Origin of the sequence: Azospirillum sp. (assembly GCF_035628975.1) — a bacterium.
GTDB lineage: Bacteria > Pseudomonadota > Alphaproteobacteria > Azospirillales > Azospirillaceae > Azospirillum.
Window position 1 is genome coordinate 21,598 of sequence record NZ_DASPIS010000013.1, and the last position, 21,228, is coordinate 42,825.

A 21,228-nucleotide genomic window follows, 5' to 3' on the forward strand; every position below is an offset into this window, starting at 1 on the left:
CTCACCCATCGGTCGCCGGCCGGCCACGCGCGTGCAGTCCGGACGGCCCTCATACGAATGCGCGCGAAACACCGGACATCCGCCTATGCACAGTAGTGCAACCCCGGGGTATGTCTCAAGCGCGGATGCCGCACGGATTGTCCCTTTCACCCTGGCGCGACACTTTTCCCCTGCGCGACACCCCGGGTTCACCCCCATGGACGCGCCGCCCGCAACGGGGTAGAACGTCTTGACGGGCGCACGTGCGCCGCGTGCCGCACCAACGAACGTCCGGAACGGCAGTGCATGACCAGGATCGCTGAGGCGTGGCGGCGCGTGCCGGCGGTATCGGCAAAATTCCTGCTGATCCTGGTCCCAAGCCTGGTGGTCACCGTCTCGCTGTTTTCCGCCCTGTTCTTCTACGACCGCTACCAGGATCTGCAGGCGGCCCAGCGGGACAAGGTGGCGACCATCGCCGACATCAATGCGGCGGCGTTGTCCAACAACCTGTGGACCTTCGACGTCCAGGCGATCCGCAACGTGATCCAGGCCATCGGCGCCAACCGCGAGCTGGTCTGCGTCGAGGTGACGGACGATCTGGCCGACGGGCTGTTCGCCTGGCCGGGGCCGAGCTGCCCCTTGAGCGGCGACGCCAACATCGAACGGCGCGCCATCCGGGTGCAGAACCTCCAGGTCGGCACCATCACCCTGCACTACGACCACAAGGTCGCGCGTGAACAGTTGCGGCAGGAGGTGGTGAACACCGCCGTCCTCCTTCTGCTGATGCTGGCCGGCACCATCGCGGCGGCTCTGGCGGCGCTTCGGCTGACGGTGGGACGGCCGCTGCGGCGGCTGATCGCCTCCATCCTGGAATCGGAACGCGGCGGCGGGCTTCAGCCGGTGGATTGGCGCGCCTCCGACGAGCTCGGCCGGGTGATCCAGGCCCACAACGCCATGCTCGCCCGCCTGGGGCAGGAGGAAGCCGCCCTGCGCAAGAGCGAGCAGCGGCTGGCGCTGGCCATCACCGCCACCCGCTCCTCCGTCTGGGACTACGACCTGCGGACCGGGCAGTATTGGTGGTCGAAGGAGTTCCCCGCCCTGCTCGGCTACGGGCCGAACGATCTGACCATGACGACGGAGACCTGGGCGTCGCTGCTGCATCCGGACGAAGCGGAACGGGTGATGGCCGAGTCGCGGCGGCGGCTGCGCGACCGGGCCATGGCCTACACCGCGGTCTACCGAATGCGCCGGCGCGATGGCCGCTGGGCCTGGATCGAGGATCGCGCCACCGCACAGCGCGACCCCGACGGCCGCGCCCGGCGGCTGACCGGCACCATGTCGGACGTCACCGAACGGGTGCGGGCGGAACTGGACCTGGCGCACGAGCGCAACGTGCTGCAGGTCACGCTGGACAACACCGACCAGGGCATCATCAAGGTCGACGGCGGCGGCCGCGTGGTGATGGCGAACAGCCGCGCGGCGGAACTGTTGAACATCCCGCCGGACATGCTGACCGGCACCCCGCGCTTCGCCGACGTGGTTGCCCTCCAGCGCCGCCAAGGCGAGTTCGGCGAGATGGGCGACGATCCCGACCTGTATCTGAGTTACGGGATCGGCGGCCCGGATGGCGGCCCCCACGGCGGGTTGGACGGCGGCCCCGGCGGCCAACCCGACGAGCCGGCCGGCACCATCGACCAGCCCTTCACCTTCAAGCGCCGCCGCCCCGACGGCCGGATCGTGGAGGTGCGCACCAACCCGCTGCCGGAGGGCGGCTTCGTCCGCACCCTGACCGACGTGACGGTGGAGGCGCGGTCGGCCGAGGAAATCTTCAACGCGATGCAGGAACTGGAGAAGGCATATGCCGACCTGAAGGAGACCCAGGCCAATCTCGTCCAGGCGGAGAAGATGGCCTCGCTCGCCCTGCTGGTCGCCGGCGTGGCGCACGAGATCAACACGCCCATCGGGATCGCCTTCGGCTGCGCCACCCATCTGTCGGGACGGACCGGCACCCTGGCCGAAGCGTTCGAGCGCGGGACGATGAAGAAGTCCGACCTCGCCGCCTATGTCGCCACCGCGGCTGAGTCCTCCCGCCTGATCGAACAGAACCTGACCCGCGCCGCCGAGCTGATCCAGAGCTTCAAGCGGGTCGCCGTCGACCAGACCAGCGAGGAGCGGCGCCGCTTCGACCTGCTGGCTTATCTGGAGGAGGTGGTGACCTCGCTCGGTCCCACCCTGCGCAAGAGCCGCCACCGCGTCGCCATCGCCTGCTCGCCCGGCATCCAGATGGACAGCTTCCCCGGCGCGCTGAGCCAGGTGGTGACCAACCTGGTGATGAATGCGCTGACCCACGCCTTCCCGTCCGACTGCAAGGGGCACATGGTGATCGACGTGGACGAGATGCCGGACGACGAGGTGGAGATCCGCTTCGCCGACGACGGAGTCGGCATCCCGGCGGAAAACCTGCCCAAGGTGTTCGAGCCTTTCTTCACGACCCGGCGCGGGTCGGGCGGCAGCGGGCTGGGGCTGCACATCGTCTTCAACCTGGTCACCCAGTCGCTGGGCGGGCGGATCTCGGTTGACAGCGTTGCCGGCGATGGAACTACCTTCACCCTGCGCATTCCGCGGACCGCCGCCAATCCGCAGGCGGCCCCGCACCCCCAATCGCAGCCGCAACCGCAACCACAGCCGTCCCACCTTCCGACGCCCGTCCCGCTGGAGACCGACCCCGCATGAGCACCGGCGCCGCCTTTGACGACGACGAGATTCTGTTCGCCGACGAGGAGGCGGAGGGCCTTGCGGATCGCTCCGGCGCCACGGCGGTCCAGCGCGCGCCCGCGCACGACCCGGCCGCCCCGCCCTGGACCATCCTGGTGGTGGACGATGAATCGGACGTCCATTCCATGACCGGCCTGCTGCTGGCCGACGTCGTCTTCCAGCGGCGGCGGCTGGAACTCGTCAGCTGCTTCACCGCGGCGGACGCCCGCGCAGTGCTGGAACACCGCCGCGACATCGCCGTGATCCTGCTGGACGTCGTGATGGAGGAGGATGACTCCGGCCTGAAGCTGGTCCGCTGGATCAGGGACGATCTGGGAAACCGCGACGTCCGCATCATCCTGCGCACCGGCCAGCCGGGGCAGGCGCCGCAGCGCGACGTGATCGTCGATTACGACATCAACGACTACAAGCCGAAGGCCGACCTGTCCGCGGAGAGCCTGTTCACCGCCGTGATCGCGGCGTTGCGCGCCTTCGACCAGATCCAGTCGATCGAGACCCGCGTGGCTGAACGCACGCGCGAACTGCGCGAAAGCCGCGAGCAGGCGGAGGAGGCGACCAAGGCCAAATCGGCCTTCCTCGCCACCATGAGCCACGAGATCCGCACGCCGATGAACGGGGTGCTGGGCATGCTCGGCCTGCTGGAACGGACCGAACTGGACGAGCATCAGCGCGACACCGTCGCCACCATGCGCGAATCGGCCAGTGCGCTGTTGCGGATCATCGACGACATCCTGGATTTCTCCAAGATTGAAGCCGGGAAGATGGATCTGGAACGGGTGCCGCTGTCGGTCCCGGCCCTGGTCGAAGGGGTGGCGGAAACGCTGGCGCCCGCCGCCGGGGCGAAGGGGCTGGCGCTGCTGACCTATGTGGACCCTGCAATTCCGCCGGCCCTGCTGGGCGATCCGGTGCGGCTGCGCCAGATCCTGTTCAATCTTGCCGGCAACGCCATCAAGTTCACCGAGGCCGGCCGCGTCGTCCTGCGTGCCGAACTTGAGCCCGCAGCCGCGGTTGACAATGACGATGGCGGCGCGGAGCCGCTGCTGCGCATCGCGGTCTGCGACACGGGGATCGGCATCGCCGAATCCACCTGCCAGCGCCTGTTCCAGCCCTTCACCCAGGCGGAAAGTTCGACCACCCGGCGATTCGGCGGCACCGGGCTTGGATTGTCGATCAGCCGGCGGCTGGCCGCGCTGATGGGCGGCGAGATCGGGGTGGAAAGCGAACCCGGCGCCGGCTCCACCTTCTGGCTGCGCCTGCCGCTGGCCCGCGCGGCGGCCCCCGCCCCGGCGGAGGACGGCAGCGACTCCATCGGGCTGGACGGCCTGACGGTGCTGCTGGGCGTGCCCGACGATACCGAGCGCGGGTTCCTCGCCCGCTATCTGGAGCAGGCCGGCGCCCGCGTGCTGCCCGCCGCCTCCCCGCCCGAACTGGCGACCCAGGCCCGCGTAGCGCGGGAGGCCGGATGCGCCGTCGGCGTCGTCACCATCGACGAGGCGCTGCATGTTCCCGCCGCGGCCTGTGCACCCGACGAGTTCGGCCGCCGCAGCGGCGAGCCCCGTCCGCCGGTGGTCCTGCTCTGCCACGAGACGGGGGGAGAGGCGTCCGCCACCTCCCGTCCCGGCACGCGGGGCGCGGAGCCCGGCACCGTGGTGCTGAGCCGCCCGATACGCCGGCTGGTGCTGCTGCGCGCGGTGGCGATCGCCGCCGGGCGGCTGGTTCCCCCGCCCGCCGCCCCGCCCGCCGCCCATGCCTGTCCCCATGACGCCGCCCCCGACGGCGCCTCCTCCACGCCCGCCGCCGGCCGTACCGCCGCCACGAAACCGTCCGCCCCCGCCGCGCCCAGCGTGGAAGAGGCGATGGCCCAAGGACGCCTGATCCTGGTGGCGGAAGACAATCCGGTGAACCGCAAAGTTCTGCTGATGCAGTTGCAGGCATTGGGCTATGCCGCGGAGATGGCTCCGGGCGGGGCGGAGGCGCTGGCTGCACTGGACGCCATGCGCCAAGGCCGGCGCCGCTACGCCCTGCTGTTGACCGACGTCCAGATGCCGGAGATCGACGGCTTCGAGCTGACCCGCCGCATCCGCGCCGCCGAGGCGGGTATCGGCGAACCGGGTTTTGGCAGCCGCCTGCCGATCGTCGCGATCACCGCCAACGCCGCCCCCGCCGACATCGAGAACTACCGCGCCGCCGGCATGGACGATGTGCTGAGCAAGCCGCTGGAGCTGTCGCAACTGGCCGTCGCCCTCGCCCGCTGGATGCCGCCGGCGCCGGTTTCGTCCGATGCGGCGGAGAGCGCTCCACCGCCATCCGCCCCGCCGCCTGTCCCACTGCCTATCCCACTGCCTGTCCCGCCGGCCGGCGGCGAAGCGCTGATCGAACTCGGCAGCCTGCGGGCGCTGTGCGGGGGTGATGCGGCGATGCTGGCGGAACTGCTGAACGATTTCGTCACCATCGGCCGCGGGATCGTCGCCGATCTGGTTACGGCGCTGGGCAACGGCGACCGCGACTGGATGCGGGCCTGCGCCCACAATCTGAAAGGCTCCTCGCGCAACGCCGGTGCCAAGCCGCTGGCGGAGGCGGCCCGTGTGCTGGAGCAGGCCGCCGCCGAGGGTGTGCCGCTTTCCCAGCTTGCGGAGGCGGCCGACCGGCTGCGCGGCAGCTTCGCGGCGACTTGCGAGGCCATCGGCAAGGAGTTGGCCGAAGCGGAAAGTCCGGCACGATGAACGATCCGACGATCCGCCACCCCAGCCGGCGGGAGGCGCTGGGCTTTCTGCTGGGTGCCACCGTGGCGACGACGGCATCGCCGTTGCGGGCCCAGAATGCACCGCTCCAGAATGCCCCGCCCCAGAATGCCCCGCCCCAGAATACCCCGACAGAGGTCGGCGTGCCCCGGCTGGGCGAGGAACTGACGCCCTTCGGGGCGGTGCGCGCCGGCAACCGCACGCGGGCGATCCCCGCCTGGACCGGGGGGCTGACCCAGGCGCCGCGCGGCTATGTGCCCGGCCGCCCCTCCCCCGATCCCTACATCGAGGATGTCCGCTGGTTCACCGTCGGCGCCGCCGATGTGGAGCGCTACAAGGTCCGGCTGACCGCCGGGCAACAGGCGCTGCTGGAAAAATATCCGGAAAGCTTCGAACTGGCGCTGTTCCCCTGCCGGCGCAGCGCCGCCGCCCCGCAACGCATCTATGACGCATCGATGGCGAACGCCGACCGGACCTCGCTGGGGGCGAACGGACTGGTCCTGCGCGATGCCGCGGTCGGCGTGCCCTTCCCCATCCCCGCCAACGGGCTGCAGGCGATGTGGAACCACAAGCTGCGCTGGCGTGGCGAGCGGGTCTCGCGCACCGGCCTGACCATCGTCCAATCCGGCGACGGGTCGCGGTCGCAGACACGGCTGCGCGAGGATTTCCTCTCTCCTTACGCTGCCGGGGACACGGCGGCACCGCCGCTGCTCTACCGCCGCACGATTCTGGAACCGCGGGAACAGGCCGGCAGCAGTCTGGTGCTCCAGTCGACGCTCGACCCAATCGCCGCGCGGACCCGCGCCTGGGCGCGGGAGGGTGAACGCGGCCGGGTGGTGCCGGCGCCCGATTTCGCCTATGACACGCCGGACCCGGTGACGGGCGGCATCTGCACCGCCGATATGCTGGACATGTTCAGCGGCGCGCTCGACCGCTTCGACTTCACGCTGGTCACGCGGCGCGAGATGTACATGCCCTACAACGCCCACCGGCTGACCAACCCCGGCCTGACGGTGCGGGACATCCTGTGGCCGGGCCATCCCAACCCGCAGTTCCTGCGCTATGAGATGCACCGGGTCTGGGTGGTGGACGCCCGGCTGAAGCCGAACTTCCAGCACGCCCTGCCCGACCGCACCTATTACCTGGACGAGGACAGCTGGCAGATCCTGGCGTCGGAGCATTACAACGGCAAGGGCGAGCTTCTGCGCTACGCCGAGGCGCATCCGATCCCTCATTGGCAGGTCCCGGCCCTGGTTCCGACGGTGGAGTTCGCCTTCGATCTGACCGCCGATCGCTATGTCGCCCGCGGCGGCGACAACGGCCTGCCGCCGCCGCAGTTCGACGCACCGCTCAAGCCGGAAGACTTCACCCCCGAGGCCCTGGTCCGCCGCGGGCGTCGGGGGTGAGGATTCCCATGCTTACGTCGACCCGGTCTGCCGCACGTCGTGGACTTCGGCCGGCTGGGTGGCGTGGCGGTTCAGCACCTCGAGCGCGATGCGTTCGCGGGCGGCGTCGCCGACATTGACCCACAGCAGGATGCCGCCCTTGTTGAGATGCTGCAGCATCGGCTCGTTGCGCTTGTCGGTGATCCATTGCGACAGGAAGGAGCCGGCGGCCCCGCTGCCAACCCCGGCAGCCGCAGCCGCAGCGGCGGCGGCGAGCGCCGTCCCGCCGGTGGCCAGGATGGCGCCGGTGGCGATGATGGCGCCGACATAGGCGGGGAAGCCGACGGCGGCACCCTGGCCGCTGCCGATGTCCTCCGGCGAGATGTAGGCCTGCCGCGGGGCGTCGGGATCGTGGGCGAGGCTGCCGACATCGCCGGGCACGCTGCCCAGCCGCTCGCGGATCGTCTCGTCGTTGGCCAGCAGGCTCAGCTCATGGCGCTGGAAACCGGCCAGCGTCAGGTCGTCGATGGCGTTCTGCAGGGACTCGCGGCTGTCGAAGATCGCCACCGCCTCGCGCACCGTGGCGTCCGTCGTCCCTCCGGTGTCTCCCGTCCAGGCGCTGGAATCGATTGTGGTCGGGTTCTGGTCGCGGCTCTCGATCATGCCTCCACCCCTTCGCTTCGCAGGAAGTCCGTACAATCCGGATCCAACCGCGAAGCGGGGCCAAGGTTCCGCCCTTGCTTCCGCCGGGGCTTCCGATAAGGCGTTCGATCAGGAGCGCCCGGCTGCGGCGGGCGGAGGCACGGCGCCGCGCGGCTCCGGCATGGCGCCCAGGAACCACCAGAGGCCGAGCCCGATCAGCACGGCCTTCACCAGCAGGAACAGGGCGATGTGGCGGGCAAGCGGGTTGCGGAGCGCGGTACGAAGCAAGGCGGTCCCCCAGGCGAATGCGGCGCGCGCACGGAACAGGCAAGGCCGATCTGGCAAAGGCGCCCGTCTTTTGGCTAGTATCCGGCACCCCTGCTGTCAAGGAAGGACACCCGCCATGAAGCGGCTCCTGCTCGCCACCCTCCTCGCCGCCGGCCTGTCCGCCGGCTCCGCCGCCCCGGCGCTCGCCCAGATCAGCCTGTTCCAGGACACCGGGCTGATGCAGGCGGTCAACGAGGGCGATGTCGCCAAGGTGAAGGGCGCCCTGTTGCGGGGCGAGAACCCCAACCAGGCCGACATCCACGGCAAGACCGCCCTGCTGGCCGCGGTGGACCGGTCCAACCCGGCAATGGCCGGCCTGCTGCTGGACGGCGGCGCCAACGTCAACCGCGCCGACAAGGGCGGGAACACCCCGCTGCTGACCGCGGCCGAGAACGGCAACCCGGAACTGATCGACCTGCTGCTGAAGAAGGGCGCCAAGGTCGACCAGGAGAACCGCGAGGGCATGACCCCGCTGATGGTCGCCGCCCGCGCCGGCCGCGCCGACGTGGTGGACCGGCTGCTGAAGGCCGGGGCCAAGGTCGACCGTTCCGACTTCACCGGCCGCACCGCACTGAACTGGGCGCAGGAAAGCCGCAACGCCCGTGTCGGCACCCTGCTGCGCCAAGCCGGCGCCCGCTGATGCCTATCCTCTAGTCGCGGAGACGCCATGTTCGGTTCGGCCTTCGGCGGTCCCGGCCCGCTGCTGCTTCTGCTGCTGGCGCTGGGGATCGACGCGCTGTTCGGCGATTGGCTGGACCGTATCCTGCCCGACCCGGCGGGGCTGGCGCGGCGCTTCTGCAACGCCGCCGACGCCCGGCTGAACCGGGCGGAGCGCGGCGCCTCGGCGCAGCTGTTCCGCGGGACGCTGGTGGTGCTGGCGCTGCTGCTGATCGCCGTGGCGGCGGGGCTGGCGGTCGAATGGGTCGGCTCCATCGGCCGCGGCTGGATGCTGGAACTGTTGGCCCTGCTCTGCGGCCTGCGCGGGCGGGCGGCCTGGACCCGCGTGCGTGCGGTGCGCCGCGCGCTGGAGAGCGGCGGGGTGGTCCCCGGCCAGGAGGCGATCCAGTCGCTGACCCGCCGCCATGTCTATGGCCTGGACGAGCACGGCATCGCCCGCGCGGCGGTGGAGGCCGCGGCCCGCGCCTTCGACCGCAAGCTGGTTGCACCGGTCTTCGGCTATGCCCTGCTCGGCGTGCCGGGCCTGTTCGTCTGGACTGCGATGGACGGCGCCGACGCCGCGCTCGGCAGTCCGGGCGTCCGTCATGGCCGCTTCGGATCGACCGCGGCGACGCTGGACGACGCGCTGAACGCCCTGCCCGCCCGGCTGGCGGGCCTGCTGCTGGCGCTCGCCGCCCCCTTCATCGGCACCGCCAAGGCCGGCGGCGCTTTCCGCACGCTGCGCAGCGACGCGCGCAAGCACCCGTCGCTGAACATGGGATGGCCCATCGCGGCGATGGCGGGCGCGCTGGGCCTCGCACTGGGCGGCCCGCACCGCGACGGCGGCGTCGTCATCACCGAAAGCTGGATCGGCGACGGCCGCGCCCGCGTCACCCCCGCCGACATCGGGCGAGCGCTCGCTCTATCCGCGGTCGCAGCATTGCTGCTGGTCGGGCTGGTGGCGCTGCTGCTGTGGGGCGTGGCGGGGATCTAACCGATCCAGGCAGCCCTGCGCACAGGGCACGGCAATGTCACGCCCTTGGCAGGGCAGCAACCTCGCGTCGTCCATATACTAGTATGGCAACCTTGGAAAAGCGGGGCCATGGGTATGGGGGAGACGAGTACGGCTGCGGGCGCGCCTGCCGCTGCCGGTGACGCCGCGCTGGCGGAGCGATCCTTGGCCGAACGATCCTTGGCCGAACGGCGCTCGGGCCGCGCGGGCATCTTCTGGATGATCCTGACCACGCTGCTGTTCGTCACCCAGGACGCCACCACACGCGTCCTTGCCCAAAGCTACCCGGTGATGGAAGTCGCCTGGGCGCGCTTCGCCGTCCATATGCTGCTGGTCGGATGCATCGTCGCGTGGCGCAGCCCGCATCTGATGGTGTCGCGCCGGCTGCCCCTGCAACTCGTCCGCTCCTGCCTGCTGTTGGCGACCACGCTGCTTGCCGTCCTGGCGTTGCGCAGCATCTCCTTCGCCGAGGTGCAGGCGATTGCCGCCGCCGTTCCGGTTCTGGTGACGGCGCTATCCGTCCCGCTGCTGGGCGAGAAGGTCGGCTGGCGGCGCTGGGTCGGTGTTCTGGCCGGCATGGCCGGCGCGCTGATCATCGTCGGGCCGGTGGGGGGAACCTTCCAATGGGCCCTGGCGCTGCCGCTGGGTGCAGCCTTCTGCAACGCGCTGTATCAGATCGCCACGCGCAAGCTGAAGGGCGTGGATTCACCGACAACGACCATCTTCTACACCGGCATGGTCGGTACGTTGGTCTGTACGGCGGCCCTGCCCTTCAACTGGGTGACGCCGGACCTGACCGGGGCGGCCTTGATGATCCTGCTGGGGACGCTGGGCGGTATCAGCCATTTCTGCCTGATCCGTGCCTACAGCGCCGCCCCCGCCGCGACCGTGGCGCCCTTCGGCTACACGACGCTGGTCTGGGCGGCGGTCTATGCGCTGATGCTATTCGGCGAGGATCTGCGCCTGTCGACCATCGCCGGCACCACCGTGATCGTCGCCAGCGGCGTCTACATCTTCTATCGGGAACAGGTGCGGTTGCGGCAGGCGTCGTGAGGCATCAGGCCGCCCCTGTTTATGCCGGCTGCGGCCCGACATCCTCCACCATGTAGAACGGCCCCCGCCGGTCGCGCTCGACCCGCAGGATGAAGCGGCTGATCCCGCCGGCCTTGATGGTCCAGAGATCATCGCCGTCATCCAGCGGGCGAAGCTCCAGCTCGTCCGGCACCGGCGCTTCGCCCAGCCGCTTCAGGATGCGGTCGGCACGGGTGCGGTCGATGGCGGGCAGGCTTTCGGCGGCACGGGCGTCGAAGCGGTCGCTCTTCACATAGCGGGTGCCGGAACCCTGGATCGGGCTGGACGGCCGCCCCGGCTGCATCCGCGCGCGTGCCGCCATCAGCCGCCAGCGCGCCATGCCGCAGGCCTGCACCGCCGCGGCATGGACGGCGGAAACCCGCTCGATCAGGTCCGGGAACAGCGGCATCAGCTCCCGCCGCTTGTAGGCGACGCGGCTCATCAGGTCGTGGATGGAGCGTTCGGCCGTCGCGGCGGCTTCCGGCAACTCATCGGTCTCGGCCGCCAGCAACGCCGGAATGGCGTCGAGCGCCGCCCCCGCCACCAGGGCGTCGATGCGGGCCAGCGCCGCCGCCCCGGCCGCATCGGTGCGGGCGATGGCATCGGCGACCACCGGGCGGGCGCGGTCGAGCGCCTCGGCCCGCGGCACCTCGTCGGACAGGGCGGACAGCCAGCCGGCGTCGAACAGGGTGCCGTCGGGGAAGGGAGGAAAGGCGCTCAATCGCTAAAGATCCGCTCGGTTGAAGTCAGCCGTCCGCCCGCATGCGGGCGACGATGGCCTCCAGCACCTCTTCGGCCCGGTCGTTGTCGACCTGGCAGGTGCCGGCCGCCTGATGGCCGCCGCCGCCATATTGCAGCATCAGCGGGCCGATGTCCGTCTTGGAACTGCGGTTCAGGATTGACTTGCCGCAGGCCAGCACCGTGTTCTGCTGCTTCAGGCCCCACAGCACATGGATCGACACGTTGGTGTCGGGATACAGCGCGTAGATCATGAAACGGTTGCCGGCATAGATCGTCTCCTCCCGGCGGAGGTCGAGCACGACGACGTTGCCGCGCACCGTGGCGCAGCGCTTCAGCTGGTCGACGAACAGTTCGGCGTGCTGGGTGTAGAGCTCCACCCGTTCCTTCACGTCGGGCAGTTCCAGGATCTGCTCGATGCTGTGGCTGCGGCAGTAATCGATCAGGTCCATCATCAGCTGGTAGTTCGACACCCGGAACTCGCGGAAGCGGCCGAGGCCGGTGCGCGCGTCCATGATGAAGTTCAGCAGGGTCCAGCCGGTGGGATTGAGGATGTCCTCGCGCTGGTACTGGGCCGAATCGGCCTGATCGACGGCCAGCATCATCTCATCGGAAATGGTGGGGAAGCGCTCCTTGCCGCCGTAATAATCATAGACGACGCGGGCGGCGGACGGCGCCTTGGGATCGATGATGTGGTTCGCCTTTTCGCCGACGCGCATGGTCTCCGACAGGTGATGGTCGAACACCAGATGGGCGCCTTCGACATAGGGCAGGTTGGTGGTGATGTCGCGGCCGGTGATCTCGATCTTGCCGTCCTGCATGTCCTTGGGGTGGACGAACTTGATCTCGTCGAGGATGCCCAGATCCTTCAGCAGGACGGCGCAGACCAGCCCATCGAAATCGGAACGGGTGACGAGGCGGTATTTCGCGACTTCGGACATGCAAGCTTCCCCTGGCGGCCGTCTTGGTTGAGCGCTGGCCGGAAGGGTAGTCGTCCACCCGTCCGGCGCGCAATCCTTAACAGCGCCCGCGTCGGAGATCAGCCCCAGGGGCCGCGGCGGTTCTGCGGCATGAAGCCGCCCTGGCTGCCCTGCGGCGGTGCGCCCCAGGGCGAGCGGCCGTCGCGCGGCGGGGTAAAGCCACCCCCGAACCCACCCCCAAAACCGCTGCCGAAACTGCCAGTCTGGGCCGCCATCGCGCGCAGCCGCGCCACCCGTTCGCCCATATCGGGGTGGGTGGAGAACAGGCTGGCCATGCTGGCGCCGCTCAGGGGGTTGGCGATGAACAGGTGGGCGGTCGCCGGATGCGCCTCCGCCTGATGATTGGGGATGTGGTTGGCGCTGTTGTGGATGTTGGTCAGCGCGTCGGCCAGCCAGTTGGGACGGCCGCAGATCTCCGCGCCGATGCGGTCGGCCTCGAACTCGCGGGTGCGGCTGATCGCCATCTGCACCAGCGTCGCGGCGATGGGGGCGAGGATGGCGGCCAGCACCGCGCCCACCATGCCCAGCGGGTTGCCGCCGCGCTCGTCGCTGCTGGAAGCACCGAAGAACAGACCGAAGTTGCCGAGCATCGACACCGCACCGGCGATGGTCGCGGTGATCGTCATGATCAGCGTGTCGCGGTTCTTCACATGGGCCAGCTCGTGCGCCATCACGCCGGCGATCTCCTCCGGCGTCAGGCGCTGCAGCAGGCCGGTGGTGGCGGCGACCGCCGCATGCTCCGGATCGCGGCCGGTGGCGAAGGCGTTGGGCTGGTCGTTCTGGATGATGTAGACGCGCGGCATCGGCAGGCCGGCACGTTCCGCCAGCCGGGCGACGATGCCGTGGAACTCCGGCGCCGAATAGGCGTCGACCTCGCGGGCGCCGTACATCGACAGCACCATGTCGCCGGAATTCCAGTAGCTGAACAGGTTCATGCCCAGCGCGACGACGAAGGCGATGATCAGACCGGTCTTGCCGCCCAGCAGGAAGCCGACCGCCATGAAGATCGCCGTCAGGCCGGCAAGGAGAATGGTGGTCTTCAGATAGCTGGTCATGATCGCCATATCGGTTCAGGATGGGCCGAAGCGGGGTAACCCGCCCCGCTCCGTGCCATGCCCCAGATATGGGCCTGATCCGAGCCCGCGTTCAAGATGCCCGCCGGAATGCCCGCAGTATCGCGATGGATATGATGACCGAACCCACCAAGCCGCAGCAGGATGCCGCCGAGACGGTAGCCGACCAGACCGCTCCGGATGCCACGGAGACCAAGGGTCCCGAACAGAAGCCGGGCGAGATCGGCGGCCCGAAGGGGCCGGAGCCGACCCGCTACGGCGATTGGGAGTTCAAGGGACGCTGTTCGGATTTCTGAGGGGTGCGACAGTCCCCCTCTCCCCCCCGGGGAGAGGGTCGGGGTGAGGGGGATGCACATGCCGGACTTATTTGAGAATCCTCGCCGCGCGCCCCCCTCACCCTAACCCTCTCCCCGGGGGGGAGAGGGAATTCAATCGGCGGTAAGCGACGGTTTTCTCACTCCACCCGGCGGCCGGTGACCGCGTCGAACAGGTGGAGGGCGTCGGCCTGCGGGGCGACGGTCATCCGGTCGCGCTCGCGCACGGTGGGAATGCCGGCCATGCGGACCAGCAGCGTCTCGCCGTCCGGCAGACGGCCATAGACCACCGTGTCGGCCCCCAGCGCCTCGACCAGCTCGATTTCGATGGAAAAGCCTTCCGCGGCGACCGCCATATGTTCCGGACGGATGCCCAGCTTGATCGGCCGGCCGGCATCGGTCGGGCGCGGCTGCGGCAGGGGTAGGCGCTGGCCGCCGGGCAGCAGCACCGCCTCGCCACGGTCGTCGATGCGGCCGTCCAGAACGTTCATCGGCGGCGAGCCGATGAAGCCGGCGACGAACAGGCTCGCCGGGCGTTGATAGACTTCCAGCGGCGTGCCGATCTGCTCGGCGACGCCATGGTTCATCACCAGAATGCGGTCGGCCAGCGTCATCGCCTCCACCTGATCGTGGGTGACGTAGAGGCTGGTGATGCGCAGCCGGTCCTGCAGGCGCTTGATCTCCACCCGCATCTGGGTGCGCAGCTTGGCGTCGAGATTGGACAGCGGCTCGTCGAACAGGAAGGCGGCGGGTTCGCGCACGATGGCGCGGCCCATGGCGACGCGCTGGCGCTGGCCGCCCGACAGCTGGCTCGGCCTGCGGTCGAGGAAGCGGCCCAGTTCCAGGATCTCCGCCGCCTTGTCGACGCGGGCGCGGATCTCCGACTTGGGAATGCCGCGGATCTTCAGGCCGTAGGCCATGTTGTCGAAGACCGTCATGTGCGGGTAGAGCGCGTAGTTCTGGAACACCATCGCGATGTCGCGATCCTTGGGCTCCAGATTGTTGACCACGCGCCCGCCGATGGCGATCTCGCCGCCGGTGATGCCCTCCAGCCCGGCGACCATGCGCAGCAGGGTGGACTTGCCGCAGCCGGACGGCCCCAGCAGGACGAGGAATTCGCCGTCCCGGATCGCGATGTCGATGCCCTTGATCGCTTCGACCGGCCCGTAGGATTTGCGGACGTCGCGGATTTCAACGGTTGCCATTGTTCTTCTTTCCTTCGTCCGCGTCTTACTTTTCGCTGTCCACCAGGCCCTTGACGAACCAGCGCTGCATCAGCACCACCACCGCCACCGGCGGCAGCATCGCCAGCACCGTGGTCGCCATGATGAGGTTCCAGTCGTTGGCCGATTCGCCGGTGCCGATCATCTTGGTGATGCCGGTCACGATGGTTTCCATGTCGCCGCTGCTGGTGACCAGGAGCGGCCAGAGATACTGGTTCCAGCCATAGATGAAGAGGATGACGAAGAGCGCGGCGATGTTGGTGCGCGACAGCGGCAGGACCACGTCGATGAAAAAGCGCACCGGCCCGGCGCCGTCGATTTTGGCGGCCTCGAGCAGTTCGTCCGGAATGGTCAGGAAGAACTGGCGGAACAGCAGCGTCGCGGTGGCCGACGCGATCAGCGGGATCGCCAGGCCGGCATAGGTGTTGATCAGGCCGAGGTCGGCGACGACCTTGTAGGTCGGGATGATCCGCACCTCGACCGGCAGCATCAGTGTGATGAAGATCAGCCAGAAGAAGGCCATGCGCAGCGGGAAGCGGAAGAAGGCCACCGCATAGGCCGACAGGATCGAGATGGCGATCTTCCCCAACGCGATGGCCAGCGCCATGATCAGGCTGTTCAGCATCATGGTGCGCACGGGCGTGTATTTGGCGCGCGCGCCCGCCTCGCCCGCCCAGGCCTGGGCATAGTTGGCCGCCCCCTCCCCGCCCGGCCACAGCGGCAGACCGCCACGGCCGATGGTGCCGGAATCCCAGGTGGAGCCGATCAGCGTCACGTAGATCGGATAGGCGAAGATGAGGACGCCGACGATCAGGACGATGTGCGGCACGACATCGATGAAACGGGTCTGCTTCATGCGTAATGGACCTTGCGCTCGATGAAGCGGAACTGCACCGCGGTCAGAGCGATGACGATCACCATCAGGATCACCGACTGGGCCGACGACCCGCCGAGGTCGTTGTTGACCACGCCGTCGTGATAGACGCGGAAGATCAGCGTCTCCGTCGCCTTGCCCGGGCCGCCCTGGGTCAGGGCATGGATGGTGCCGAAGGTCTCGAAGAAGGCGTAGACCATGTCGACCACCAGCAGGAAGAAGGTGGTCGGCGACAGCAGCGGGAAGGTGATGGTCCAGAACCGCCGGACCGGACCGGCGCCGTCGATGCTGGCGGCCTCCATCACCGAGCGCGGGATGGCCTGCAGGCCGGCCAGGAAGAAGATGAAGTTGTAGGCCACCTGCTTCCAGCTGGCGGCCATGATGACCATCCACAGCGCCTGCCCGCCGTTCAGCCGGTAGTCCCAGTCATAGCCCAGCGCCCTCAGCGCCCGGCCGAAGGACCCGATGTCGGGGTTGAAGATGAACATCCACAACACCGCCGCGACGGCCGGCGCCAGGGCATAGGGCCAGATCAGCAGCGTCTTGTAGGCACGCGCGCCCTTGATCTTGGAATCGGCCAGCACCGCCAGCAGCAGCGCCGTGCCCATCGACAGCACGGTGACCGCGACGCTGAAGATCACGGTGACCTTCAGCGTGTCGAGGTAGTTCGGGTCGGTCAGCACATGCTCGAAATTCTCGAACCAGACGAACTCGCTGCGGATGCCGAAGGCGTCCTGCAGATGCACCGACTGCCAGACGGCCTGGGCCGCCGGCCAGATGAAGAACACCAGCGTCACCGCCACCTGCGGCGCAAGCAGCAGGTAGGGCAGCAGCCGGCTGTCGAATGTCACGCGACGCTGCAAAGGATGATCTTTCGTCGGTTAGATGGCGCGCATTTGGGGGGCCCCCCCTCTCCTCCCTAATCCCCCTCTCCTCCCCGGGGAGAGGGTCGGGGTGAGGGGGATGCATGAGGTGGATTTGGTGGGAAGCGAAGCGTGCGCGATGCTCGAAGCTCCTCACCGCGCCTCCCCCTCACCCTAACCCTCTCCCCGCTTTCGGCGGACCGGAGGTCCGCCTGTCGCGTCAGCGCAAACTTCGTTTGCGCGAGAGCGGGGGGAGAGGGGATCCCATGGAGGTTACGTCCGAACTCAGCCCTTGTTGGCGCGCTCGAAGTTGCGCAGCACGGCGTTGCCGCGCTTCACAGCGGAGTCCAGCGCTTGGCGGGCGTCCTGCTGGCCCTGGAAGGCCTTCTCCAGCTCTTCCTGGACGATGTTGCGGATTTCCGGCAGGTTGCCCAGCCGCAGGCCCATGCTGTTCTCGGTGGTCGGCGTGCGGGTCAGCTGGGCGGCCGGCACGTCGGCGCCGGGGTTCTTGTCGTAATAGCCCTGGGCCTTGGCCAGTTCGAAGCCCTTCATCGTCACCGGGACATAGCCGGTGTCCATGTGCCACTTGGCATCCACCTCGGGCTTGGCGAGATAGCTGAAGAACTGCGACACGGCCTTGTATTCGGCCGGCGTGCGCTTGGGCGAGGTCATGACCCAGAAGGCGGCGCCGCCGATGATGCTGTTCTTCGGACCTTCCTTGGCGAACTCCGGCCAGTAGGGCAGCGGGGCGGCGCCCCAGGCGAAGGTCGCCTCCTTGGTGGTGCGGCTGCGCAGGCCGGACGAGCCGTGGATCATCGCGCATTCGCCCGACGGGAACAGGGCGTCCGGCTTGTTGTCGCGGCCGCCATACTTGAACAGCCCCTCCTTCTGCATGTCGATCAGCGTCTGCACATGCTTGACGAAGAGCGGGGCATCGATCTTCAGCTCGGCGTTCAGGCCGCCGAAGCCGTTGGCTTGGCTGGCGAAGGGAGTGTTGTGGATGGCGCCCAGCTGTTCGAACTGCGCCCACACCGGCCAGGAGGTGGTCATCGGGCAGGTGGAGCCCGACGCCTTCAGCTTCTTCGTCGCCTCGATCATCTCCGGCCAGGTCGCCGGCGGCTTGTTCGGGTCGAGGCCGGCCTTCTGGAAGGCGTCCTTGTTGTAGAACATGATGGTGCTGGAGCTGTTGAACGGCAGCGCCATCATCTTGCCGTCCTTGGACGAGTAATAGCCCTTCACCGCCGGGATGTAGGCGTCGGCGTCGAAGGCCGCCCCCGTCTCCTGCATCAGTTGGTAGACCGGCTTGATCGCCGGGCCGGCGGCCATCATCGTTGCCGTTCCGACCTCGAACATCTGGACGACGTGCGGCGCGTTGCCGGCACGGAAGGCGGCGATGGCCGCCTGCATCGTCTCCGGATAAGCCCCCTTGTAGGAGGCGTTGACCTGGACCGCCTGCTGGCTGTCGTTGAAATCCTTGACGACCTGCTCCAGTTGGCCGCCCAACGGCTGCGGCAGGCCGTGCCAGAAATCGATCACCGTCTTGGATTGCGCCAGCGCGGACCCCGGAAGGGCGGCGAATAGCAGCGCGGTGGTGGTGGCGGCGCCCGTCAGGAGGGCAAGCTTGCGGCGGCTCAACATGCGGTGGGTCTCCCTGTCCCGGTATGGTGCGCGGTTGTCATGAGGGCATTGGGTTGCCGTCCCGCGACGCTTTCGTGAAGTTTTGGTGGCAGACGCATACGGCAATGTGTTTGCGCTTGCGAAAAGAACCGATAACCCGATGATCGCTTTCGAAATTGTTTGGTTGCTCTAAGCGTCACACTGCCCATGCACGACTGGGTCTGTCAAGACGCCGTATTACGGTTTTGTGACGCGGGAATCAGGCCAACCGGGATGTTGCAGAGCGAAAATGCGCAAGCGCGGAAAGGCTAGCGCGAACAGGCGAGGTCCGGCCGGCCCCCGCCATTTGGAGCGGGTCCGGCCCCCGCCTTCAGGCTGCGGCTGAGCAGGCGGCGCAGCGCCCGGGGATCGCAGGGCTTGTGGACCAGGGGGAGGCCGCTGCGGTCGACGCTGCGCAGCCGGTCGGGGTCGGTATCGCCGGTCACGATCACGCCCGGCACGCGCCGGCCGCAACGGGCGCGCACCGCCTGGATGGCGTCGATGCCGGTCTCCGGCCCCGACAGGCGCAGGTCGGACAACACGAGGTCCGGGGCGGCGGCGGCACTGTCCAACTCGGCGCAGGCCTCGACGATGCCGCGGGCGGGGATGACGGCATAGCCCCAGCCGCGCAGCAGCATGCCGATCCCTTCCAGCTGCATGGCGTCATCCTCGATCACCAGCACCGTGCCGGCCATTGCCGGGGCGGCGGACGCCGACGTTCCGACTGCCGGTTCCGGTTCGCTGTCAGCGGACTCGTCGCCCGACCGGTCGCCGTCGGAACCGGACAGCGGCACCTCCACCGCGAAGACCGAGCCCTTGCCGAGCTTGGAGCGCACCGTGACCGGATGCCCCAGCACCTGCGCCAGCCGGCGCACGATGGCCAGCCCCAGCCCCAGCCCCTGCTTGCGGTCGCGGCCGGGGTTGCCGAGTTGGTGGAAGTCCTCGAAGATCACGGCATGGTTGGCAGGGTCGATGCCGACGCCGGTGTCCCACACCTCGATGCGCAGGGTGTCGCCACGCCGCCGCGCCGCCAGCAGGATGCCGCCCTTCAGCGTGTAGCGCAGGGCGTTCGCCAGGATCGGCCGCAGCAGCCGTTCCATCAGGACGGGATCGCTGGTGACCTGGGCATCGAGCGGACGGACGTTGAAGCGCAGCCCCTTGGCCTCCGCCTCCGGCCCGAACTCCTCCAGCATCTTGGCGAGCAGTTCGTCGACCGGGAAGGTCTGCGGCTTGGCGGTGACCAGCCCGGCCTCCAGCGCCGACACCTCCAACAGGGCGCGCAGCAGGGTCTCGCCGCCGACGATCGCCTGCTCCAGCTTGTTCGCCAGTTCGATGGAGGCCGGATCGGTCAGCCGGCCGATCAGCAGATGATGGAACAGGTGCATCGCCTGGAAAGGCTGGCGCAGATCGTGGCTCGCCGCCGACAGGAACTTGCCCTTGGCGGTGCGGGCGCGCTCCGCGTCGGCACGCGCCTGGGCGGCATCAGCCCGCGCCTCCGCCAGGGCGGCCGCACCGGCGTCGGCGATCAGCGCCACCGCGCGGACGACGCCGCCGGCATCCCGCACCGGGCTCAGAGCCACGGCCCCCCCGAGGCCGGGAAACGGTCCGGCACCGCTCGCCGCTGTGCCGGTCGCCAGCACTTGGCGCCGCAGCACGTCGATCGCGTCGGCCGCCCCTGCCGCCAACCCGCCCTCCGCCAGGGTTCGCCCTTCCACCGCATCCCGGGCGAGGCCAAGAGCCTCGGCGAAGGCACGGTTCGCCACCAGCACGCGCCCGTCTTCGCCAAGCAACGCGTGGGGGGCGTCGTTGGCCGACATCAGCGCGTCGAACCAGTCCGCGCGGGTCGGCGTCTGTCCTTGGATGAGTGGCATCGGCATGTACTCGGCAAAACTGCGGGGAAGACTGACGATAGAGAAGAGGCGCTTTCAAGTCCGGAAAAATGGGGATCCCGGGACCACCGCGTTACCTCTGCTTTATCTTGTGCTCCGATCGATCGTGTCAAATGTGACCTCAGTCGATCCCATAGCCCATGCTTCGTTCGAAGGCACTAATGCTTTAAGCCGAGGCTGCGCCGCAACTCCTTTACCGCCAAGGTGGCAGGACGCTTCCGCATGCGGCCGAAGCCGCGCTATAAGATGGCATGGTGCAGCGCCGCCCTTCCCTCCCCGTCCTCTTGCGCAAACGCAAGCGATCCGCCGCCCGGCCGCCCCAGCCGCCGCGGGCGCTGGAGATATCCGGCCTGCCGATTCCGCTGGAGTTGCGGGAGAGCGCGCGCGCCACCCGCATGACCCTGCGCGTCGATGCCGGGCGCGGGCTGGTGCAGGTTGTCGTTCCGGTCGGCGTGTCGGAGACCGACGCCCGCCAGTTCGTCGGCCGGCATGACGGCTGGCTGCGGGCGCGTCTGGCGGCGATGCCGCCGTCCCTGCCCTTCGCCGATGGCGCCAGCGTGCCTTACCTGGGCGTCGAGCATGTCATCCGCCACGACCCTGCCCTGCGCGGACCGACCCGGATCGAGGAGGGCGCCCTGCTGGTCGGCGGCCAGCCGGAGCATGTGGCACGCCGCGTGCGCGATTTCCTGGCGGCCGAGGCGAAGCGCGAGCTGTCGACCCGCGCCCGCGTCAAGGCCGCGTCCATCGGCGCCCGCATCGCCGCCGTCACCATCCGCGACACCAAGAGCCGCTGGGGCAGCTGTTCGTCCACCGGCCGGCTGTCCTTCTCCTGGCGGCTGATCCTGACGCCGGAACCGGTGCTGGACTATGTCGTCGGGCATGAGGTGGCGCACCTGCGCGAGATGAACCATTCCCCGCGCTTCTGGGCGCTGTGCGCCAGCCTGACCGCCGGGCAGAACGTCGAACTGCCTCGGGCCTGGCTGAAGGCCAACGGCACGCGGCTGCTGCGGTACGGGTGACGCGGAGGCG

18 protein-coding genes are annotated in these 21,228 nt (G+C 69.0%); 8 read left to right on the top strand and 10 right to left on the bottom strand.

The genetic code is table 11. The annotated features are described in order from the left end of the window. The first annotated feature begins 285 nt into the window (after window positions 1–285). The 3 genes from VD964_RS02800 to VD964_RS02810 are packed head-to-tail and all read left to right on the top strand — an operon-like array spanning window position 286 to window position 6,901. Complete coding sequence (locus VD964_RS02800) at window positions 286–2,712, top strand: ATP-binding protein (protein WP_324865336.1); 2,427 nt, start codon at window positions 286–288, stop codon at window positions 2,710–2,712. Next, complete coding sequence (locus tag VD964_RS02805) at window positions 2,709–5,477, top strand: response regulator (RefSeq protein WP_324865338.1); 2,769 nt, start codon at window positions 2,709–2,711, stop codon at window positions 5,475–5,477. Before VD964_RS02800 ends, VD964_RS02805 begins: the two co-directional genes overlap by 4 nt. Next, complete coding sequence (locus VD964_RS02810; RefSeq protein WP_324865340.1) at window positions 5,474–6,901, top strand: DUF1329 domain-containing protein; 1,428 nt, start codon at window positions 5,474–5,476, stop codon at window positions 6,899–6,901. Before VD964_RS02805 ends, VD964_RS02810 begins: the two co-directional genes overlap by 4 nt. Window positions 6,902–6,913: 12 nt before the next feature. Here VD964_RS02810 and VD964_RS02815 read toward each other — a convergent pair whose 3' ends face one another. Both VD964_RS02815 and VD964_RS02820 read right to left on the bottom strand, forming a co-directional pair. Then, entirely contained in the window at window positions 6,914–7,543 is a 630-nt protein-coding gene (locus tag VD964_RS02815; RefSeq protein ID WP_324865342.1) for a hypothetical protein, read from the bottom strand. A gap of 108 nt (window positions 7,544–7,651) precedes the next feature. After that, window positions 7,652–7,810: a hypothetical protein gene (locus VD964_RS02820; protein WP_324865344.1), complete on the bottom strand. Its 159-nt coding sequence runs from the start codon at window positions 7,808–7,810 to the stop codon at window positions 7,652–7,654. A 115-nt stretch (window positions 7,811–7,925) separates the two neighbouring features. Between VD964_RS02820 and VD964_RS02825 the strand changes: the two genes are divergently transcribed. The 3 genes from VD964_RS02825 (at window position 7,926) to VD964_RS02835 (ending at window position 10,571) form a co-directional block, all read left to right on the top strand. Further along, entirely contained in the window at window positions 7,926–8,489 is a 564-nt protein-coding gene (locus VD964_RS02825) for an ankyrin repeat domain-containing protein (protein WP_324865346.1), read from the top strand. A 27-nt stretch (window positions 8,490–8,516) separates the two neighbouring features. Continuing rightward, window positions 8,517–9,500 carry a cobalamin biosynthesis protein gene (locus VD964_RS02830; protein ID WP_324865348.1) on the top strand — a complete coding sequence of 328 codons (984 nt, stop codon included), beginning with the start codon at window positions 8,517–8,519 and terminating at the stop codon, window positions 9,498–9,500. A 183-nt stretch (window positions 9,501–9,683) separates the two neighbouring features. Further along, window positions 9,684–10,571 carry a DMT family transporter gene (locus VD964_RS02835; RefSeq protein WP_324865350.1) on the top strand — a complete coding sequence of 296 codons (888 nt, stop codon included), beginning with the start codon at window positions 9,684–9,686 and terminating at the stop codon, window positions 10,569–10,571. Between the two features lie 19 nt (window positions 10,572–10,590). Here VD964_RS02835 and VD964_RS02840 read toward each other — a convergent pair whose 3' ends face one another. The 3 genes from VD964_RS02840 to htpX all read right to left on the bottom strand — a co-directional run bounded on the left by VD964_RS02840 (window position 10,591) and on the right by htpX (window position 13,371). Continuing rightward, window positions 10,591–11,310 (bottom strand): hypothetical protein, encoded by a 720-nt coding sequence (locus tag VD964_RS02840; protein WP_324865352.1) that lies wholly within the window; start codon window positions 11,308–11,310, stop codon window positions 10,591–10,593. A 25-nt stretch (window positions 11,311–11,335) separates the two neighbouring features. Continuing rightward, on the bottom strand, window positions 11,336–12,268 hold the full coding sequence (locus VD964_RS02845; protein ID WP_324865354.1) for an exopolyphosphatase: 933 nt from the start codon (window positions 12,266–12,268) through the stop codon (window positions 11,336–11,338). Window positions 12,269–12,366: 98 nt separating this feature from the next. Continuing rightward, window positions 12,367–13,371, bottom strand: a complete 1,005-nt coding sequence (htpX, locus tag VD964_RS02850) for a zinc metalloprotease HtpX (protein ID WP_324865355.1) — start codon at window positions 13,369–13,371, stop codon at window positions 12,367–12,369. A 116-nt stretch (window positions 13,372–13,487) separates the two neighbouring features. Between htpX and VD964_RS02855 the strand changes: the two genes are divergently transcribed. Beyond that, window positions 13,488–13,676 carry a succinate dehydrogenase assembly factor 4 gene (locus tag VD964_RS02855; protein ID WP_324865357.1) on the top strand — a complete coding sequence of 63 codons (189 nt, stop codon included), beginning with the start codon at window positions 13,488–13,490 and terminating at the stop codon, window positions 13,674–13,676. A gap of 158 nt (window positions 13,677–13,834) precedes the next feature. Here VD964_RS02855 and VD964_RS02860 read toward each other — a convergent pair whose 3' ends face one another. The 5 genes from VD964_RS02860 to VD964_RS02880 all read right to left on the bottom strand — a co-directional run bounded on the left by VD964_RS02860 (window position 13,835) and on the right by VD964_RS02880 (window position 20,181). Continuing rightward, on the bottom strand, window positions 13,835–14,899 hold the full coding sequence (locus tag VD964_RS02860) for a sn-glycerol-3-phosphate import ATP-binding protein UgpC (protein WP_324865359.1): 1,065 nt from the start codon (window positions 14,897–14,899) through the stop codon (window positions 13,835–13,837). 25 nt (window positions 14,900–14,924) lie between these two features. Then, window positions 14,925–15,773, bottom strand: a complete 849-nt coding sequence (gene ugpE / locus VD964_RS02865) for a sn-glycerol-3-phosphate ABC transporter permease UgpE (RefSeq protein WP_324865360.1) — start codon at window positions 15,771–15,773, stop codon at window positions 14,925–14,927. After that, the gene (ugpA, locus tag VD964_RS02870) at window positions 15,770–16,654 is read right to left on the bottom strand and encodes a sn-glycerol-3-phosphate ABC transporter permease UgpA (RefSeq protein WP_324865362.1); all 885 of its coding nucleotides are present in this window, start codon (window positions 16,652–16,654) and stop codon (window positions 15,770–15,772) included. The genes ugpE and ugpA overlap by 4 nt, the downstream gene beginning before the upstream one ends. A 285-nt stretch (window positions 16,655–16,939) precedes the next feature. Further along, window positions 16,940–18,292: a sn-glycerol-3-phosphate ABC transporter substrate-binding protein UgpB gene (ugpB, locus tag VD964_RS02875; protein WP_324865364.1), complete on the bottom strand. Its 1,353-nt coding sequence runs from the start codon at window positions 18,290–18,292 to the stop codon at window positions 16,940–16,942. 287 nt (window positions 18,293–18,579) lie between these two features. Further along, window positions 18,580–20,181 (bottom strand): hybrid sensor histidine kinase/response regulator, encoded by a 1,602-nt coding sequence (locus VD964_RS02880; RefSeq protein WP_324865366.1) that lies wholly within the window; start codon window positions 20,179–20,181, stop codon window positions 18,580–18,582. Window positions 20,182–20,450: 269 nt separating this feature from the next. On the opposite strand from VD964_RS02880, the gene VD964_RS02885 reads away from it, so the two are divergent. Then, a complete protein-coding gene (locus VD964_RS02885; RefSeq protein WP_324865368.1) occupies window positions 20,451–21,218 on the top strand; it encodes a SprT family zinc-dependent metalloprotease in 768 nt (255 codons plus the stop codon). Window positions 21,219–21,228: the final 10 nt, after the last annotated feature.

What these genes read in the sequence shown, in the direction of transcription:
- VD964_RS02800 (WP_324865336.1), top strand. Translation starts at nt 286, where the DNA reads ATGACCAGGATCGCTGAGGCGTGGCGGCGCGTGCCGGCGGTATCGGCA.
- VD964_RS02805 (WP_324865338.1), top strand. Translation starts at nt 2,709, where the DNA reads ATGAGCACCGGCGCCGCCTTTGACGACGACGAGATTCTGTTCGCCGAC.
- VD964_RS02810 (WP_324865340.1), top strand. Translation starts at nt 5,474, where the DNA reads ATGAACGATCCGACGATCCGCCACCCCAGCCGGCGGGAGGCGCTGGGC.
- VD964_RS02815 (WP_324865342.1), bottom strand. Translation starts at nt 7,543, where the DNA reads ATGATCGAGAGCCGCGACCAGAACCCGACCACAATCGATTCCAGCGCC.
- VD964_RS02825 (WP_324865346.1), top strand. Translation starts at nt 7,926, where the DNA reads ATGAAGCGGCTCCTGCTCGCCACCCTCCTCGCCGCCGGCCTGTCCGCC.
- VD964_RS02830 (WP_324865348.1), top strand. Translation starts at nt 8,517, where the DNA reads ATGTTCGGTTCGGCCTTCGGCGGTCCCGGCCCGCTGCTGCTTCTGCTG.
- VD964_RS02845 (WP_324865354.1), bottom strand. Translation starts at nt 12,268, where the DNA reads ATGTCCGAAGTCGCGAAATACCGCCTCGTCACCCGTTCCGATTTCGAT.
- htpX (WP_324865355.1), bottom strand. Translation starts at nt 13,371, where the DNA reads ATGGCGATCATGACCAGCTATCTGAAGACCACCATTCTCCTTGCCGGC.
- VD964_RS02855 (WP_324865357.1), top strand. Translation starts at nt 13,488, where the DNA reads ATGGATATGATGACCGAACCCACCAAGCCGCAGCAGGATGCCGCCGAG.
- VD964_RS02860 (WP_324865359.1), bottom strand. Translation starts at nt 14,899, where the DNA reads ATGGCAACCGTTGAAATCCGCGACGTCCGCAAATCCTACGGGCCGGTC.
- ugpE (WP_324865360.1), bottom strand. Translation starts at nt 15,773, where the DNA reads ATGAAGCAGACCCGTTTCATCGATGTCGTGCCGCACATCGTCCTGATC.
- ugpB (WP_324865364.1), bottom strand. Translation starts at nt 18,292, where the DNA reads ATGTTGAGCCGCCGCAAGCTTGCCCTCCTGACGGGCGCCGCCACCACC.
- VD964_RS02880 (WP_324865366.1), bottom strand. Translation starts at nt 20,181, where the DNA reads ATGCCACTCATCCAAGGACAGACGCCGACCCGCGCGGACTGGTTCGAC.
- VD964_RS02885 (WP_324865368.1), top strand. Translation starts at nt 20,451, where the DNA reads ATGGTGCAGCGCCGCCCTTCCCTCCCCGTCCTCTTGCGCAAACGCAAG.